Genomic DNA, 16536 nt, shown 5'->3' on the forward strand with positions numbered 1-16536 from the left:
GGCTAGCGGTCATCCCGCTAGCCTTTTTTAGATTTGATTCATCTATTTTAACAAGCAGATTTATTTAGAATTAGAATCTGCCATTAGAATGTCATTTAGTACTATGCGTGGCACGCCCATCGCTTTTAGTACGCCAGAAACCACTGCATTAATTGATGCGTCCAAATTGAACTTAGGGCCTGACTCTGTTTGGTCAAAAACAGGTTGGTGAGCATCAATAAGAGCAATGCGATCAGAACCGAGTTTAGTCTTCATGAAATCAACACTTGGTTGTACGTTTTCAATGTAGAACTGAAAGCGTTTGAACAAGGATTCATTGTCGTCATCTTCTCGACCACGAGCTTGAGCGCGAGACATCATTTCTTGCCTACTGATACTTAAGTGCAAGACTTTAAGGACTGGGATATCCATAGAGTCCAAGAAGTTTAGTAAATGCTCAGCCGCTCTTTGTGTTCTTGGGTAGCCATCTAAAATAAATGTCTCGCCATTAGCAAAGTTCGCTTGCTCGATATGTGCTGCGACAAAGTTTTCTGTCCAACGGTTTGGAACCAATAATCCATTCATCGTACAAAACTCAAGCCATTCAAGTTGTGATGTGAATAAATCCATACCTGTTTTTTCAAAATATTTTTCTAAGGCTGCTTGGTAAGAGCGTACTTTCGCACTTAAGGCTTCAGTCGTATCGATACAATCATAAATATTATTTTCATTACTTAATTCGTATTTTGTCGCTAATAACTCTGCGAAAGAAGGGTCTTCTTTTGCTCCTCGAAAGGTGCTGCGTAGAATTTCGCCCATGGAAAGGTGTGCTTCAGGACGGATAGACAGAGTTCGGCATAGGGCACTTGCTACTTCACCTTTACCGCAACTTGATGGACCTGTAAGGATAATGACGCCAGGCTCTCTCACTTTAATTTTTTCAACTTGAACGAGTGATGTAAATTGGTTCCCAGAGTGCATGCTTCCACCTTTTTTAATTTCTTTAAATAGCTTAGGACCAACTGAATCTATTGCCAGTAAAAAAAGTCATTTTCTTTAGCTAGTTAACTTGAATAGTTAAACGAATAAATTTTCCTTGGCTTTGGCCCTAAGTGCAAGTTTAAAAAGAAGAAATCGTCGTCTTTGTATAAAGTTTCAATATTAATTCTTAAAGTAAATGAGATTTATTCTCGAATAGGCTGGCTTTTTCTTGATTCTTTTACGATAATGATTCTCATTAGTTTTAATTCAATGTTATCAAAGATTGTGGAGGACGTTATGCAGAACTGGGAACGCTTAACAAGACAGGCTAATAGAGCCTATTCAAATCATAACTTTTCTGATGCAGTCGAGCTAAATCGAGAAGCATTGATGCAAGCTGAAAAAACATTCGATGACGATTTTTATCGCGATGCTGAGTCGGCTGTTGCCGCTGCAGCGGTTAGCTTTTTGAACATTGCTGAATCTTATACCGCATTGGGAGATTTCATTTCTGCTAACACGCAATATGAAAACGCGGTCAATTTTTTACAAGCCATTATTGTTCGTCCTGATATGGATGAAGAACAACGTAGCTTAATTATGAGAACTGCCACCCACATTCGCTTTGAGTGGGAGCTCTTTGCTCAGAGCCACAGCAAGAGTGTGACCGCGCAAAGCAAAGTATTGATGCGAGCTTTGTCTCATGCGGTGTCTAGCGCCGTATCGACTACCGTTTCAACAAGGGTTTCAAAAACAGGGTTCAATAAAGCGAAAATTGTTCATCATTAAGCTGCAAAGCTTAGTGCTTAATTAATATGTATTAAATTTTAAATTCAATATGACTCAAAAGGATAATTATATGAAATCTGTTTTTACTGTCATGTTCGCAAGTGCATGTCTTGTTATTAGCCAAATGGTATTTGCACACCCTGGTCATGACCACACGCATTGGTTGAGCAGTTTTATTCATTTAGTGACGGTACTTGCGATCGGAAGCTTGATTGTTGGTGGTGTTGTTTATAAGCAATACTTTCGTCGTCGTCAGAACTCTGAAAAGAAGGGCCTTAAAAATGATGCATAAAGTGATTAATACATTAGACAAGATAATTCATTTTAAAACGGCACAAGCCCACTGTGATATTCCTTGTAAAATATACGATCCTTCTACCGCTTTGCTCGCTGCATTAAGCTGCGTGCGCTTGATGGACCTGATTAAAGAAGTAGAAAGTAAAGAAACAACTGGCGTTGCTGATTACGCACAGATTTCTCGTGTTGTTATTGAGAAAGAGTCAGCTTGTACGGAAGTAAAGGAAGCGGTTCGTATTATTTGGGGTGATTATTTTAAAGCACCACAATTTGAGCAGATTCCAAATGCACATGATCTGGCACACAGCGTTATGCTGCAAGCGTCAAAATGTAAACAAAGCATTGATCGTACTGAAGGTGAAAAGTTAGTGGAATTGGTTAATGCCTTCGCTGAAGCGTTTTGGCTAACAAAGGGTGTGTCTACTTATCGTGCGCCATGTCCTTATCCGCCAATGCTAGATACCGTTTACCCTGATCTAAAAGCGTAAGGTAAGTCTTACTAGTCAGGTATTTCAAAGTAAATTCGAGCCCTAGTGAAAGGGAGTAAAAAAAGGAGCAAAAAATGCTAAGTCTAATCAAAGTAAAAGGTGAAAGTATGGCTCCTAATTTACACGAAGGAGACTTTGTTTTTACTTGCCGTTGGTACAAAAAGCTTACGATTGGCCACCTTGTTGTGGTCGATCATGCTTTGTATGGGGTTATTGTAAAAAAGATATTACACATCGCACCAGATGGCCAGCTTTGGCTAGGTGGTGAAAATAACAAAAGCTTGCAGTCGGAGCGAATTGGCTGGGTATCACCAAGACGAGTTCTTGGCAAAGTAATAGGGCGCATTTGTGCTTCAAAGCAACCTGCATGACAAAGTGTACATAAAATAAGACACTTTTTGAAAACAGTCGAAAAATGCTTTTTGTGTGAACATTGGTCTTGTGTTGGTTTTTCTCTAAAATCCACGCATTAATTTAATGTCTAATTATTCATACAAAGAGAAAAGCCATGTCGACAACAGACCAACCGTCAACGGAACAAATTAAAGAAACCCTGACTAAAAAAGAACCAACCAGTAACCCAAAACATACTCGCCTTGAAGACATTCAAGCAATGGTTCTTGGTACCTTAATTATTTCGTTAGGTGTAAACCTTTTCATTCAAACCGGTTTGTTATCTGGTGGGTCTGCAGGGTTGGCATTTCTTATTCAATACTCAACCTCTTTTAGCTTTGGTCAGGCTTTTTTTGTTATCAACCTACCTTTCTATGTATTAGCAATTATTCACTTTGGTTGGGAATTTACCTTAAAAACGTTTTTTGCCGTATTTTGCCTATCTGTCTTTTCTGATTTAACCGCGATGATGATTTCCTTTGAAAGCGTTAACCCGATATACGCAAGTGTGGTTGGTGGTTCTTTAATAGGGGTTGGTTTCTTAATGCTATTTCGTCATAACGCGAGTTTAGGTGGTCTGAATATTTTGGCGCGTTATGTGGCTGAGAAATACGGCATCTCAATGGGGAAATTTCAGATGGTAGCGGATTGTTGCATCGTTCTGTTGTCTGTTTTTGTCGTCGACTTCACCTTGATCGCTATTTCAATTGTCGGTGCGGTTGCGTTGAATATGATTATTGCAGTGAATCATAAACCAGGGCGTTATATGGGGAATGTTTAAGTTCTTTTGAACTTCATTCAAAGAGCTTTTTCAGGTTCCATTCAAACGCTTTGTATTCATAAGCATCTTTCCGCCCTGCTGAGCGGGGTGCTTTTCTATTAAACATAGGTCGAAATTTTAGCTCAATAAAGTCTTTTAACTTCCATTCAAACGCTTTGTATTCATAAGCATCTTTCCGCTCTGCTGAGCGGGTAACTTTTGTCCAGAGCCACAAAAGTAACCAAAAGGGCTCTTTCGAAGACCTTTAACGACTCATTTCTTTTGTATACGACAAACAACAGCATCTCGAACTGGTATGAAAGGCATGGGTTGTCTTTTTAGGTGAGAGGAAGTGCATCAAACACTGACTTTGAAACACCATAAGGTCGCGCAACGCTGTTGCGTCGAACTGACTTCTTTAGTTCTTCAAATTCAACTTTTTTACAGTGGAAATAGACAGTCTATTTTTGATTTTGTTTATTCTTTGCGCGTTTAGTCATTTAAAATAACTCACTTATGCGCGTTTATACTGGCAGTAAATGAAAAACCTATTAATAACAATAACGCGCATACACACTATTAAAATGTTATGTGCTAGTCATATACTGAATTAAATGTGTTAAAAATATCAAGTATTTATAATTTGATGCCAACAGTCCAAAAATAAGAATCCAAACCCAAGTTTTAAGCTTAAATACTCTCGAATGTGCTGAGGCTTGAAGTTGTTCAAAACTACTTTTGTAGTTTACGATAGCCGACTTTTGTTGTTCCGTTGTAAACTCCAAACTTGAAATTTTGTGATACAACTGTTTATGTTCTTCACTTGTTATTTGACTTACTTTAATTTTTGACTCTAGATCTTGAATTAATAATTTATGACGATCATTTACCGTTATTAAATCTTTCATTTTGGATTTGAGAATTTTATGTATAACTTCGTGTCTCTGTGTGCTGATTGGATCAATGATCAGGTCTGTATATACACTTTCTTGTAACCAACCTTCAAGCCTATCTTTGTGCTTGGTACGCTCATTTATTGAGTCTTTACGGTTATTATCGCGCTCTGGAGGATATTTTCTAGAATCAGTAATGGTAAACTCAAATATTGGGATATTACATAGCTCAAATTCTAACTTTTTGTTATCTTCACACTTATGTGTATTGGTAACTTCGATTACTAATTTACCACCCCATCTTTCATATTCATCGGGATATTGATCTTTGTCGAACATACATAAAATATCAGGATAAAAGACTTTACCATTCGGTAGTTTTAACTTTGGTTCTTGATATACATTCGTAAACTTAAAATTGAAAGTTTGACCTCTAGTAATAATGGTCATTTCTTTCATTGATGACAGAATATCTACAGCAATTTCATGAGAGTAAGTTTCATCATAAGATCGGTCTCCTGTTGTTGTAGCGCTTTTTGCAAATGAAAAGTGTGGGCTTTGCCCATCACGAGGGGTCAATTCGACCCTTTTGTTTGGGTTCGGGTTCCGTGTCATATACTTTCTGTATTTGTACACTGGATCCCGATATCGCATAGGGTTATCACGAATATCTAGAGCCTCTTGAATGCTAACCCCTAGATGGTTATGGTGATCGACTAGATAAATATTTGTTCTGGTGTCGAGAACATAAGCTGTTGTCTTCATTAAGTAACCTGTTCATGTATACAGTTTTATATTGCCGTACATTTAGTGCTTATTCAATAACCAATGACGGGTTTTATGTATAAAAAAACTCATCTAACTAGCAGCTATGATGTGAAGTTTAATTGGGAAAGCGACTATAAGAAATTAGTATTTTAACGACTTAAGTGATTTTGTGATTGAATTCATTAGATTGCTTAAGCTTTTCTGAAAAGCTTCCTCTTATGTATATATCACTGATGCGAGTTTGTTGGTGCCACACTTGCTTACAAAGATGACTGTCGTGTTAAATTACTGTTTGATTATTACGCAGCCAAGACAAGTTGAATACTCAATAGTAAATTCATAATATCGAGCAACGCTCAAATAGTCTGCATTAGCTGAAAGGTAAACCTCAAGCCTTAAGGAAGTTGAGCAGCCTACGATGCCGTCAGTCTGTTCTAATTTCGTTTATGCGTTAATCCGTTATTGAGAATAGAATGATCTATTGAATCTTAAGTGTATGTGAAATATGGTGGATTTATACTAATTAAACTGGCTGAGAATGAGTAATTCTACAGCCTCGTTATGTTCTACGGAGGGAAAATGATTAATATTGGTAGAAATGGCATCCAAATAGATCAAGACCCAAACAGTTGCCCTGTTTGCAATCATTTAGTATCTCCAAACAGGACTGAGATATTTAAAGAAATTAATACAGAGAATTCGAATTGGAGTCGATATTTAGAGGGGCTATACGAATGTCCATCACTCAAGTGTGGGCATCTGTTTCTTGCTCACTTTGAGAGGAAGTCTAAAAATAAAGGCACAATAGATGGCTATTTTACTTATACGCATTCGACACCTAATCACTTTAAACCAGTTGAGTTTGATGAAAGAATAGCAACTATATCTCCAAGTTTTGTTGAAATATTCAACCAATCAACAAATGCAGAGCAAGCAGGGTTGAGTGAAGTTTGTGGCATGGGCTACCGAAAAGCGCTTGAGTTCCTGATAAAAGATTACTGTGTGTCATCACAAGTTAATGATGCTGAAAAGATCAGGAAAATGATGTTGATGCAATGCATTAATCAATATATCACTGACACCAACACCAAAGCATGTGCCACTCGTGCCGTTTGGTTGGGCAACGATGAAACACACTACCAACGCAAGTGGAAAGACAGGGATATTGGTGATCTTAAACTATTGATAAACTTAGTAATTCACTGGGTCGTTAGCAGCCTAATGACTCAAGAGTATATGCAGTCGATGCAACGAACATAACAAACGCATCAAAAATCGCCCTACGGGATGGACGTCGCTGACGCTCCGCCTTTTATGCGGACGTTAAGTATCATTAGGAATTAATATGTGGCCATTTAACAAAAAAAAGAAAAAAGACCTGATACCGCCATTAGAGGAACAGTTTCCATGGCTCCCTGTTGGTGAAGGTAACCCTTTTGATGCACCACTAATGGATATCCGTAATTTCACATTGAATGCTACAAGTACAACGAGTGATCAATCAATTGCAGATAATTACTCTAGATCTAGACAGAGTAAAGGTGAAGAGTTTGTAGGTTCTGTGCCTGAATGTTCAATTAGTATCCCCTGTGACATTAACTACCCTCACAACGGGGAAGAGCTTGCTGGAGTTGTATTTAAATCTCCGGGAATGGAGGTTAAATGGGATATTTATGCCTATGGGGAATGGTTCTATTTTGTCAGGAGCTGGACTTCAGATCTCATTTATAAAGTTAGATATCAAAATGCAAATAGTACGCTCAGCCTAAAAGAAATTTACACAACCGAAGAGCTTGCATCTGACGCCGAACAAGTAGTTCATTCGCTTATGCTTACTCATGCACTAGGTAGAGTGTGGCCATTTAATGTTCCTGAGCATATCGACCCAACGGAAGGTAAAAGTATCGCTATATATATGTTTTCAAATTTTGGGTCAAAAGCCACTTTAGTTACCTCTGGAGATACTACAAAAATTCAACTCGTGACAAAAAATACTTAACAAGTGACTATGGTGTCAATTCCTAATGTTAAACCATTTTAGGATCCCACATGACACCATCTCTCACCATCGAATTTATGATCACTACAAGCTTTCTGATACAGGCAATGATGGCTACTTTTTTAGGTTTTCCAGCGGCTACCATTCGATGATAAATTTCTTTAAATTTCGGATTACATTGAATGGCTGACATCATGGCCATGTACATGGCGGTTCTAATTTTAGGTCTTCCACCACGTATCATTCGTTTGCCTTGATAGGCTCCACTTTCTCGATTAAATGGCGCTACGCCAACTAAGGATGCGGCTTCTTTATTGTTTACATAGCCGAGCTCTGGCATGTCGCTGAGTAGGTTAAACGCAACCACATTTCCAACACCAGGCACACTTTGAATAATGTCATTTTTGGCTTTGCACTATTTTACTGAGATAGGCACACTAAGAATTCAGTGTTTTCAATGGGTTAGATGATTTGGTGATTGTATTCATTAGATTGTTTTAACCTCTTAAGCTTTTTTAAAAAGCTTCTTCTCATGTCTACATCGTTGATACGAATGTGTTTGTGGCCGGCTTACTCATAAAGGTGATTGCCCTGTTAAATTATTATTTGATGATTACGCGGCCAAGAAAAATTGAATACCCAGTGGTAAATGTATTGCCTCGTTCATAGCATCGAAAAACTAAGAAATAGTCTGCATTAGCTGAAGGGTAAGATAAGACTTAAGTTTTTACGGAAACTGAGCCACTTATGACGCCATCAGGCAGCTCTAATTTCGTTTATGAGTTAATCCGTTATTGAATATAGAATGGCCTGTTGAATCTTAGGTGGATGTGAAATATTGTGGTTTTAGATTTAATAAATAAGCTGGGGATGAGTAATTCCACAGCGTCGTTAGTTATAAGGTTGTATCAGTGTACATACGTGAATATTCAGAGGGTGATTACAGTAGTATTTTAGACATTTATTCAAAATCTAAACTAGACGAACTGAAGTACGAGACCGACAAATTTGAACTGCTACCACTGGACAAAGATGAAGCACGTTACTCTCAAATTTTAGAGTCAGATGTTTACGTTTATGGTGCTACCGACGTTATCGCTTTTTGTGCTTTTAACGGTTCGGAAATACGAGCTTTATTTGTTCATCCAGATGCTCGTGGAAAAGGTGTCGGCGCTCAATTACTAGAGTTTATGCTTTCTAAAATAAACGGTGTGGCCATACTTTATGTTGCCGCATCAAATTTACCAGCGATAAAGCTTTATCAAAAATTTGGTTTCAAAATCAGTTCGGAATTTATGACTACATACAATGATGTGAATGTACTAGCCAATAAAATGGAACATTTGTAAATTTACGATGAATAAATCTTTCAGACGGGCTAATAGTCGTTGGCTTCCGATCGTTCCTTATCATTTTAGCTAATCTGTTATTAGTTACTTAATGTGTCGTTAGAAAACAGGAGCAATATCAAGTTATGTACCTTGGAAGATGTTTGTGTGGTGAAGTTGAGATAAAAATTAATGGTGACATAACCGATATTATTCATTGTCACTGTTCATTGTGCCGAAAAAATAGTGGTACGGCGTACGCTACGAATGGGTTTATTCAATCATCCGAGTTTGAATTCGTATCAGGCGAGAAGAGTTTAAGTTTGTTTTCGTTGAAGCCGGGACGAAGCCGACATTTTTGTTCGAAGTGCGGTTCGCCTGTTTATAGTTCTAATGACCAAGACCCTACTCGATTCAGAATAAGATTAGGCATATTAGATTCGGATATTAAAGAGAGACCCATTTCCCATAACTTCGTGTCATCGAAAGCGAATTGGGATGATATAGATGCAGACTTGCCAAGGTATGACACTGCTGAACCAAGTCGTCGATAGGTTTCTAGTCGATTTTATCCGCTATAGTTATTTGATTATCATCCTCTGTGTCTAAGAATCTTGATATTTCATAGGGTCATTAATTGACATAGATGTGTTTATCTATAGGATGAAAGTATGATTATAAATCTTACGAAAAAAATAGCGCGAATTATCATCATTCCATAGGAATGGTGGGATTTTTGATGCGTTGTTAATTTGTCAAACCCGCCCAAGAGGCGGGTTTTTTATTTCTGCCTCATGGGGTTAATCTCAATGAAGGAAGATATTATGAAAAAAATAGCCGTTTTTGGAAAACCAGGCAGTGGCAAATCAACGTTAAGTAAACGCTTATCCGCAGCAACAGGTTTACCACTGTACCCATTAGATTCTATTGTCTATAAAACAAATGGTGATCTGGTTGATCGAGAAACCTATGATAAAAACCATGAAAGTATCTTATCTTCAGGCAGTTGGATCATTGATGGTTTCGGTCCAATCGGATCATTTTACAAACGATTAGATGCAGCAGACACTTTAATTTACATAGACCTCTCTTACAGTGTGAGCTATTGGTTAGTCACAAAGCGATTGCTTAAAGGTCTATTCGTTAAACCCGAAGGCTGGCCAGACGGTAGCTCCGTTTTAAAAGGAAGTTTGGAAAGCTATAAAGTATTAAAACTCTGTCCGATGTTTTGGAATGATGATTTCTCTCAAAAACTAGAAAAAATGTCAGAAAATAAAATGGTATATGTGATTCGTTCAATGTCTGAATTGAATGAGTTTATAGCTCAAAAATTTGAATGATATGAATTTTAAAATCGCATAACGATAGATATATCAAAAGTACAAATAAAACATAAAACTCATAGCTGAGCTGTGGAATAAACAGTTGGATGTGTTTGGAGCTGTGTGTCTTACAAATATTACTGAAAAAATTTTGATGTTTCTGTTTAAGAGGCAATTTTTTATTTATTTTCAGACGTTATCTTGTCTCCTTGAACCTCTAAATAATTCAGTTCGACGCAATCCTGATTGCGCGACTTTATGGTGTTTCAGAGTCCTTGTTTGATGATCTTCCTTTCACCTATAAAAATGCTCTATGCCTTACTTTCCCAGAGCCCTAAATAAAATCACCTGTCTACAAAGAAAATCATGCATTAAAGATCTTAAAAAGATTTTTTTGGTTACTTTTTTATCGAATGAAAAAAGTTACACGCCCAGCAGGGCGGAAAAATGCACCCAAATCCAAAGTGTTTGAATGGAACGTGATCAGGTCTTTCAGCAGTTGAACTTAACTCAAAGAACCCATTTGAGATTAAAGATCCGTTTCCTAAGTTTTCGCCTCTCCTGTATGATGAACCAATCAAAATGCTGAGGAAACGAGTTTGGAGTTACTTAAAGTAGACAATCTCAATCCTTATCTAGAGGATTTGACAGAGTTGTTGTGTGACGCGGTTGATTCAGGCGCACCTATCGGTTTTTTACCCCCTATGAGTGAACCAGAAGCCAAAGCGTATTGGCTATCTGTTAATGATGACCTACAAGAAAATGCTCGTCAGGTGCTGCTTATTCGTGAAGACGAAAAAATAGTCGGCAGCGTTCAAATAGTGATGTCACCTAAAGCCAATGCATTGCACCGTTGTGATGTAGAAAAGCTGATGGTTCATACCCAAGCAAGAGAGCACGGTTTGGGTGGAATGCTTATGCAAGGCGTCGAGCGTGTTGCTGCATCGATGCAAAGACAGCTGTTAATTCTGGAAGTGAGAAGCGACGATATCGCTCACGACATGTACGTCAATATGGGCTATATTCCATTTGGTGAGGTGCCAGGATACACACGTAGCGCGAACGGTATGCTACACAACTCTACTTTTTTCTATAAAGAAATTGAAACCACTCATGAAGTGTTTTCTTAATGATTCTTCTTACTAGTTTTTATATGAACATAGCAATAGGCGATACTCTTGAGACTTGATTTTTATTTATCCCATGTGACAGATTTGGCACGTAAAGCAGCAAAAATTGCCGCATCAAAAAAACGTGTCACTGTGAATGGTGAGATTGTTAAAAAAGCCAATTACATGGTGCAAGAAGGCGATGTTATTTGTTTGGATGACGTTCAATTAGCTTGGCCGTCAGAAGGTTACTATGTGATGCATAAGCCAGCAGGCTATGTTTGTGCAAATCATGACCCAGAACACCCCGTTGTATTAGATTTGTTGTCTTCTCATTTAGGACAAGAATTGAACATTGTTGGTCGTTTGGATAAAGACACAACGGGACTGTTGTTGTTAACGACAGACGGTCAATGGTTGCATCGTATTACATCCCCTAAAAGTGACTGTGGTAAACGCTATCGCATGACCTTGGTTGAACCAATTAGCGATGAAGCGTTGAAAGAGTTGGAAGAGGGTGTGATGTTAAACGGTGAACGTGATCCTACTTTACCCGCGATAGCGGAACGTATTAGTGACTGTGAAATTTACCTGACGATTCAAGAAGGTAAATACCATCAAGTTAAACGTATGTTGGCGGCAGTCGGTAATAAAGTTGAGCTACTTCATCGTGACCAAATTGGTCAACTTACGCTTGATGCTGATATCCAAGCGGGCGAATTTCGTGAGTTAACGGCAGCCGAAGTTGCCTACTTCTAATAAGCAAGCTGCTGCTCATAAACAAACGACTTCTAGCAAGTAATAGAACAAGAGATTTTAATAATGAAAGAATTATCGACGGATGAACGCATTCAGTTATTGGTTGCACCAGATAGCCAACGTTTAGATTACTTTGTTGAGCAAGCTAAGGCGACGGAATTAGTTTGGAGTTTAAGTAATGAAGAAGGTTATGTGATGGTAGAAACAGACGATGGCGATTGTGTCATGGTTTGGCCTGATGCTGAATTTGCTAGCCAGTGGGCTGTTGACGATTGGGATGATTGTGAACCTGTGTCTGTGTCTCTTGAAGTCTTCAAAAGTGAATGGTTGCCAAGCCTTACGTTAGACAATGTTACGGTTGCTGTTTTTCCAAATATTGAAGATGAAGGTAAATTGTCGACAGCTGAAGAGCTGACAGCGCTGTTTGCCTAAACGAGCGTGTTTGATCGCCGTTGTGTTTTGTGTGTGGTTGTAATTTTAAAGTAACAAGATATTTTTAATAAGGACCTAACTCCCCATGAGCAAACGTCAAAGTAATCGTGAAGAAGTCTTTGTTAAAATTCTAGATGCTGCAGAAATTGAGTTTGGTTTAAATGGCTTTGCAGGTGCAAGCTTGCAGCATATAGCGAAGCGAGCAGGTTTGCCGAAACCTAATATCATTTATTACTTTCAGTCTAAAGCAAACTTATATAAGCAAGTGCTGGATCAAACCTTAATGGGTTGGAATGATCTTTTTGATCAGGCGACTATCGATGATGATCCTGCTGAGGTACTTGATGGCTTCATCCGCATTAAGCTGAAACAAAGCTTTGAAAAGGGCGTAGCTTCACGCTTGTTCGCTATGGAAGTTATTGGTGGTGCTAGTCATATTGGCGATTACTTAAAAGAAGAGTTAAGGCCTTGGTTTATGTCTCGTGTGGCATTGCTACAAGCTTGGATGGATGCAGGCAAAATGGATCAACGGGATCCTGTTAGTTTGATTTATATGATTTGGGCAACCACTCAGCATTATGCCGATTTTGAAGCACAGATATTGGCATTAAGCGGAAGCGGCGCTGAATCATTAAATAATGACGATCTAAAGCGAATAGGAGACACCATTAGCGGCATTATATTAAGCGGTTGTGGCTTAAGCCTTCCTCAAAAATAATATTACCGCTCTTCTTCTCGCAATTGATGAATGTGTTGAACCAGCGCTCGCAGTTTTGCGGGTTTGGCTGGTTTTGCCATATACGTAATATTTTCTTTCTTGCATTGCTCTACCAGTTCTGGATCTCGTAATGCAGTAATAAGTACGGCTGGAATATCTTTCTCTGCACGCGCTCTTAATTCTCTAATCAAAGATAGGCCATCTTTTTTGTCATCAAGATGGTAATCCACCAAGAGTAATTCTGCTTCTCCTTCTGCCTCTAGCGCATCATTGTAGCGATTAAAGGTACGGCTATCGCATTGCCAATGGTTGAGCAGTGTATCCATAGCCGTGAGGTTATTAGCTTCATCATCAATACACCAAACATAACAATGGGCAGGTTTTTCTTGCGGTACGTTAACTGGTTGTGGGGCTGAAACTTCAGCAACGGCGTTGCTTTGAGCCAGTGGAATGCTAATGCTAAAACAGCTTCCCTGACCAGGAGTTGAGTGGATTTCTGTGACTAATCCAAGTTGTTTTTGCATTCTTCGTACTAATCCGAGACCAAGCCCCATTCCTGGCTCTTGCGTGTTTTCCCAGCGGTAAAAATCATCAAATATTTTCTTCTGCTCAGCTTTTGGAATGCCAACGCCCGTGTCCCATACTTGTAAATAGATAAGGCCTTTTCGTGGTCGAACGCTTAATAAAACACGGCCTTTTTGAGTATATTTGACTGCATTGGAAACAAAGTTCTGAATGATGCGGCGTAAGTAAATAGGGTCCGTATGGACTCTAAACTCACGAAGGTGGGTGGATAAACGAATATTCTTACTGTCTGCAATGACACCAAATTCGGCCACAATTGGCGTGAGTATGTCTTGTAGATTACAGTCGACGAGCTTAGGTTGTATCGCCCCTTGATCTAAGCGTGCAATTTCTAACAGTGTTGAAATGAGCGCTTCGGTAGATTCTAAAGAATCGAACAATTTTTCGATCACTTGCCCAGTTTCGTGAGGGAGTTGTGTCGATTGTAATATGCCCATGTAAAGCTTGGCAGCATTGAGCGGCTGTAAAATATCGTGACTGGCTAAGGCTAAGAATTCAGTTTTAGAGGCGTTAGCTTGTTCGGCTTCAGCCTTGGCGCTTGTGAGGGCTTTTTCTGCCTGATTGCGTCGGTCAATTTCTTGCATTAGTTCATGGTTAACGCTTTGAACTTCTTCTGTACGTGCTTCTACTCGTTTTTCTAAGTCGATATTGGCCTCTTTTAGTGCTTGTTGGCTTTCAATGTGGTCTGTGACATCGGTGAAGCTTGTTACAAAGCCACCATCGGGCAATGGGTTACCAACCATTTCTATTACTCGGCCGCTGGCTCTGCGGCGTAGAAAGCGATGTGTTGTCCCTTTTCTTAAGTGCTCTAGACGCTTATTAACCAAGGCTTCTATGTCACCTACACCACATTCACCTTTTTGTGCGTTAAAGCGTATGAGTTCTTCGACGGGTAGGCCTACTTTTAGCATGCCTTCTGGGTAGGAATAGAGTGATAAATAGGTTTTATTCCAAGCCACAATACATAAGTCTTTATCTACGACGCTGATACCTTGATCTAGGTTATCCATAGAGACGAACAATAGATTTTGACTGAACTGAATCGCTTGTGTGGTTTCATCAAGGTAAGTCACCATTTCTTCTACCTTGATTTGTTTATCAACCAAGATGGAATTGATGATGGTGCGAGCAGAGGAGCCTCCTAAAACGCCCCCTAAAATACGTTCGCAATAGTCTACAAATAGACGATTGGGCGGTACGTTGGCAGGAATTGTTTGATTGTAATCTTGCTCGTAGTTCAGCAGAACTTGTTGACACTTTTGTTTGCCTAAAAAGGTTTCTAATAAAACGAAAAAATCCCCATTAGTCGCTTTGCTTTTCGGTTTGAAAAAACCTTTTTCTAGTTCTGTGGTTGGGCTAACAAAAGCCGTTGCTTGAATTCTATCTATCAGCCTTTCGGTTGATAGTAATGAACCGACAATGTAGCCAATCGTGTTAGCGAATAAACTGACGAAAGCGCCGTAACTAATAAGCTCCGAACGAGATTGAGGGTTATCTAATCCCCAATCAACATTTCCTGTCAGTGGTAGCATCATCAGTAATACCCAACACAAGAATCCAAGTGTTAGGCCAGTATAAACGCCATGAGCGTGGCCACGTTTCCAATACAGTCCGCCAATAACCGCTGGCATTAATTGCAATACTAAAGAGAAAGCTAAAACACCTGTGCCTGCTAGTGATTCATTGTTCGCCATTTTTTGATAGTACAGGAAAGACAGCATTAGTATGCCTGCCATTGCTAATCGACGAATGGTTAAGATTCTACGTCGATACAGAGGCAAGGCTTGCTGCTGCGCACTGGCTCGCGCTAGCATTAATGGCAAGATTACATCGTTACTTATCATTATGCTTAGAGCGAATGTCGCGACTATCGTCATGGCTGTTGTGGCCGATATTCCACCTAAGAAAATCAGCATTTGTAATGGAAGGCTATCGGAAACCAGCGCAAACTGAATAACGTAAGTGTCTGGGTTAATGTCACCTGAGAAAAGACTTTGTCCGGCAATGGCTATTGGTGGAATAATGGCCGCGAAAATTAATAGATAAAGTGGAAATAACCAACGGGCTGTATTGGATTGTTTACTGTGTTGATGATCTACCACGGTGACATGAAACTGGCGTGGTAAGCAGATGACGGCCGCAGCCGACATGAAGGTTTGCATTAGAAAAGGGAACGACAATAATTTCTCTGGTGTCCAAATTGATAAGTCGACTTTGTTGCTTAGTTCTTTTATGTCTAGATCTTGGGTCATGATGATGGCGACCAAACCAACAGCGACAATGGCGATGAGCTTAAACAAAGATTCTGTACCGATGGCGAGCATCATACCAGAGCGGTACTCTGTTACTTCGACTTTTCGTGTGCCAAATAGCATGGCGAAAATACCAATTAAAATGGTTGCGATAAACACAATCAAACCGGCTGAAGACTCATCTTGATTCACAAACAAAGAAAAGTTAGAACCAATGGCTTTAAGCTGTAAAGCAATATAAGGAATCACGGCGAGCATGCAAATGAGGATAACCAAGGGCGCAGTGATAGGTCGTTTGCCATAGCGCGATGAAATAAAATCGGCGATAGAGGTGATATTTTGTTTGCGGCTTACTGTGATCATTTTTCTTAATAGTGGGAAAGCAAACAGATACAAAAGAATAGGGCCCAAGAGAATGGGTAAATAGCTCCAACCTGAACGAGATGCTTCACCAATAGAGCCGTAAAAGGTCCAAGCAGTACAGTAAATGGCAAGAGATAAACTATAGACAATAGGGTGGCGAGTCAGTTTTTTTGCGATTGGACCTTCTTTGTCACCCCAAATGGCAATCCAAAATAGACCCAACACATAAAGAATGGCTAGCAGAACCCAGAAAACAGTCATTTAATAAATCACCTAAAAAGCGGCTGGAATAGCATTATTATTTGATGGTTAATGTAGCAT

Annotated in this window: 17 protein-coding genes and 1 pseudogene; 14 read left to right on the top strand and 4 right to left on the bottom strand. The window is 39.3% G+C overall.

Annotation, left to right across the window (positions count from 1 at the left end; translation table 11 throughout):
• Positions 1–60: 60 nt before the first annotated feature.
• Positions 61–960 carry an adenylate kinase family protein gene (locus IF202_RS09995; protein WP_191594764.1) on the bottom strand — a complete coding sequence of 300 codons (900 nt, stop codon included), beginning with the start codon at positions 958–960 and terminating at the stop codon, positions 61–63.
• 297 nt (positions 961–1257) lie between these two features.
• Between IF202_RS09995 and IF202_RS10000 the strand changes: the two genes are divergently transcribed.
• The 5 genes from IF202_RS10000 (at position 1258) to IF202_RS10020 (ending at position 3708) form a co-directional block, all read left to right on the top strand.
• Entirely contained in the window at positions 1258–1749 is a 492-nt protein-coding gene (locus IF202_RS10000; protein WP_235963452.1) for a tetratricopeptide repeat protein, read from the top strand.
• Between the two features lie 70 nt (positions 1750–1819).
• A complete protein-coding gene (locus IF202_RS10005; protein WP_191594765.1) occupies positions 1820–2041 on the top strand; it encodes a hypothetical protein in 222 nt (73 codons plus the stop codon).
• Complete coding sequence (gene sodN / locus IF202_RS10010; protein WP_191594766.1) at positions 2031–2534, top strand: superoxide dismutase, Ni; 504 nt, start codon at positions 2031–2033, stop codon at positions 2532–2534. Before IF202_RS10005 ends, sodN begins: the two co-directional genes overlap by 11 nt.
• 74 nt (positions 2535–2608) lie before the next feature.
• Positions 2609–2905, top strand: a complete 297-nt coding sequence (locus tag IF202_RS10015) for a S24/S26 family peptidase (protein ID WP_191594767.1) — start codon at positions 2609–2611, stop codon at positions 2903–2905.
• A gap of 137 nt (positions 2906–3042) precedes the next feature.
• Positions 3043–3708 (top strand): YitT family protein, encoded by a 666-nt coding sequence (locus IF202_RS10020; RefSeq protein ID WP_191594768.1) that lies wholly within the window; start codon positions 3043–3045, stop codon positions 3706–3708.
• Between the two features lie 566 nt (positions 3709–4274).
• On the opposite strand, the gene IF202_RS10030 is transcribed toward IF202_RS10020, so the two are convergent.
• Entirely contained in the window at positions 4275–5159 is an 885-nt protein-coding gene (locus IF202_RS10030; protein ID WP_191594770.1) for a hypothetical protein, read from the bottom strand.
• A gap of 768 nt (positions 5160–5927) precedes the next feature.
• Here IF202_RS10030 and IF202_RS10035 point away from each other — a divergent pair.
• Both IF202_RS10035 and IF202_RS10040 read left to right on the top strand, forming a co-directional pair.
• Positions 5928–6608, top strand: a complete 681-nt coding sequence (locus IF202_RS10035; protein WP_191594771.1) for a DUF4145 domain-containing protein — start codon at positions 5928–5930, stop codon at positions 6606–6608.
• A gap of 85 nt (positions 6609–6693) precedes the next feature.
• Positions 6694–7347 (top strand): hypothetical protein, encoded by a 654-nt coding sequence (locus IF202_RS10040; protein WP_191594772.1) that lies wholly within the window; start codon positions 6694–6696, stop codon positions 7345–7347.
• Positions 7348–7375: 28 nt separating this feature from the next.
• Here IF202_RS10040 and IF202_RS10045 read toward each other — a convergent pair.
• Positions 7376–7759: pseudogene (locus tag IF202_RS10045) on the bottom strand (transposase); the annotation flags it as partial.
• A 499-nt stretch (positions 7760–8258) separates the two neighbouring features.
• Here IF202_RS10045 and IF202_RS10050 point away from each other — a divergent pair.
• The 7 genes from IF202_RS10050 to IF202_RS10080 all read left to right on the top strand — a co-directional run bounded on the left by IF202_RS10050 (position 8259) and on the right by IF202_RS10080 (position 13015).
• The gene (locus tag IF202_RS10050) at positions 8259–8696 is read left to right on the top strand and encodes a GNAT family N-acetyltransferase (protein WP_191594773.1); all 438 of its coding nucleotides are present in this window, start codon (positions 8259–8261) and stop codon (positions 8694–8696) included.
• 125 nt (positions 8697–8821) lie between these two features.
• A complete protein-coding gene (locus IF202_RS10055; protein ID WP_191594774.1) occupies positions 8822–9229 on the top strand; it encodes a GFA family protein in 408 nt (135 codons plus the stop codon).
• A 270-nt stretch (positions 9230–9499) separates the two neighbouring features.
• The gene (locus IF202_RS10060; protein ID WP_191594775.1) at positions 9500–10015 is read left to right on the top strand and encodes a P-loop NTPase family protein; all 516 of its coding nucleotides are present in this window, start codon (positions 9500–9502) and stop codon (positions 10013–10015) included.
• 581 nt (positions 10016–10596) lie between these two features.
• Entirely contained in the window at positions 10597–11127 is a 531-nt protein-coding gene (locus IF202_RS10065; RefSeq protein ID WP_191594776.1) for a GNAT family N-acetyltransferase, read from the top strand.
• A gap of 48 nt (positions 11128–11175) precedes the next feature.
• Positions 11176–11865 carry a 16S rRNA pseudouridine(516) synthase gene (locus IF202_RS10070; protein WP_191594777.1) on the top strand — a complete coding sequence of 230 codons (690 nt, stop codon included), beginning with the start codon at positions 11176–11178 and terminating at the stop codon, positions 11863–11865.
• Positions 11866–11928: 63 nt separating this feature from the next.
• Positions 11929–12297, top strand: coding sequence for a DUF2750 domain-containing protein (locus IF202_RS10075; protein WP_206705456.1), 369 nt, complete (start codon positions 11929–11931; stop codon positions 12295–12297).
• Between the two features lie 85 nt (positions 12298–12382).
• Complete coding sequence (locus IF202_RS10080; RefSeq protein ID WP_191594778.1) at positions 12383–13015, top strand: TetR/AcrR family transcriptional regulator; 633 nt, start codon at positions 12383–12385, stop codon at positions 13013–13015.
• 2 nt (positions 13016–13017) lie between these two features.
• Here the strand turns inward: IF202_RS10080 and IF202_RS10085 are convergent, their stop codons facing one another.
• Complete coding sequence (locus IF202_RS10085; RefSeq protein WP_191594779.1) at positions 13018–16476, bottom strand: hybrid sensor histidine kinase/response regulator; 3459 nt, start codon at positions 16474–16476, stop codon at positions 13018–13020.
• Between the last annotated feature and the right edge of the window lie 60 nt (positions 16477–16536).

This window comes from Marinomonas colpomeniae, from assembly GCF_014803385.1.
In the GTDB taxonomy this organism is placed as follows: Bacteria; Pseudomonadota; Gammaproteobacteria; order Pseudomonadales; family Marinomonadaceae; genus Marinomonas; species Marinomonas colpomeniae.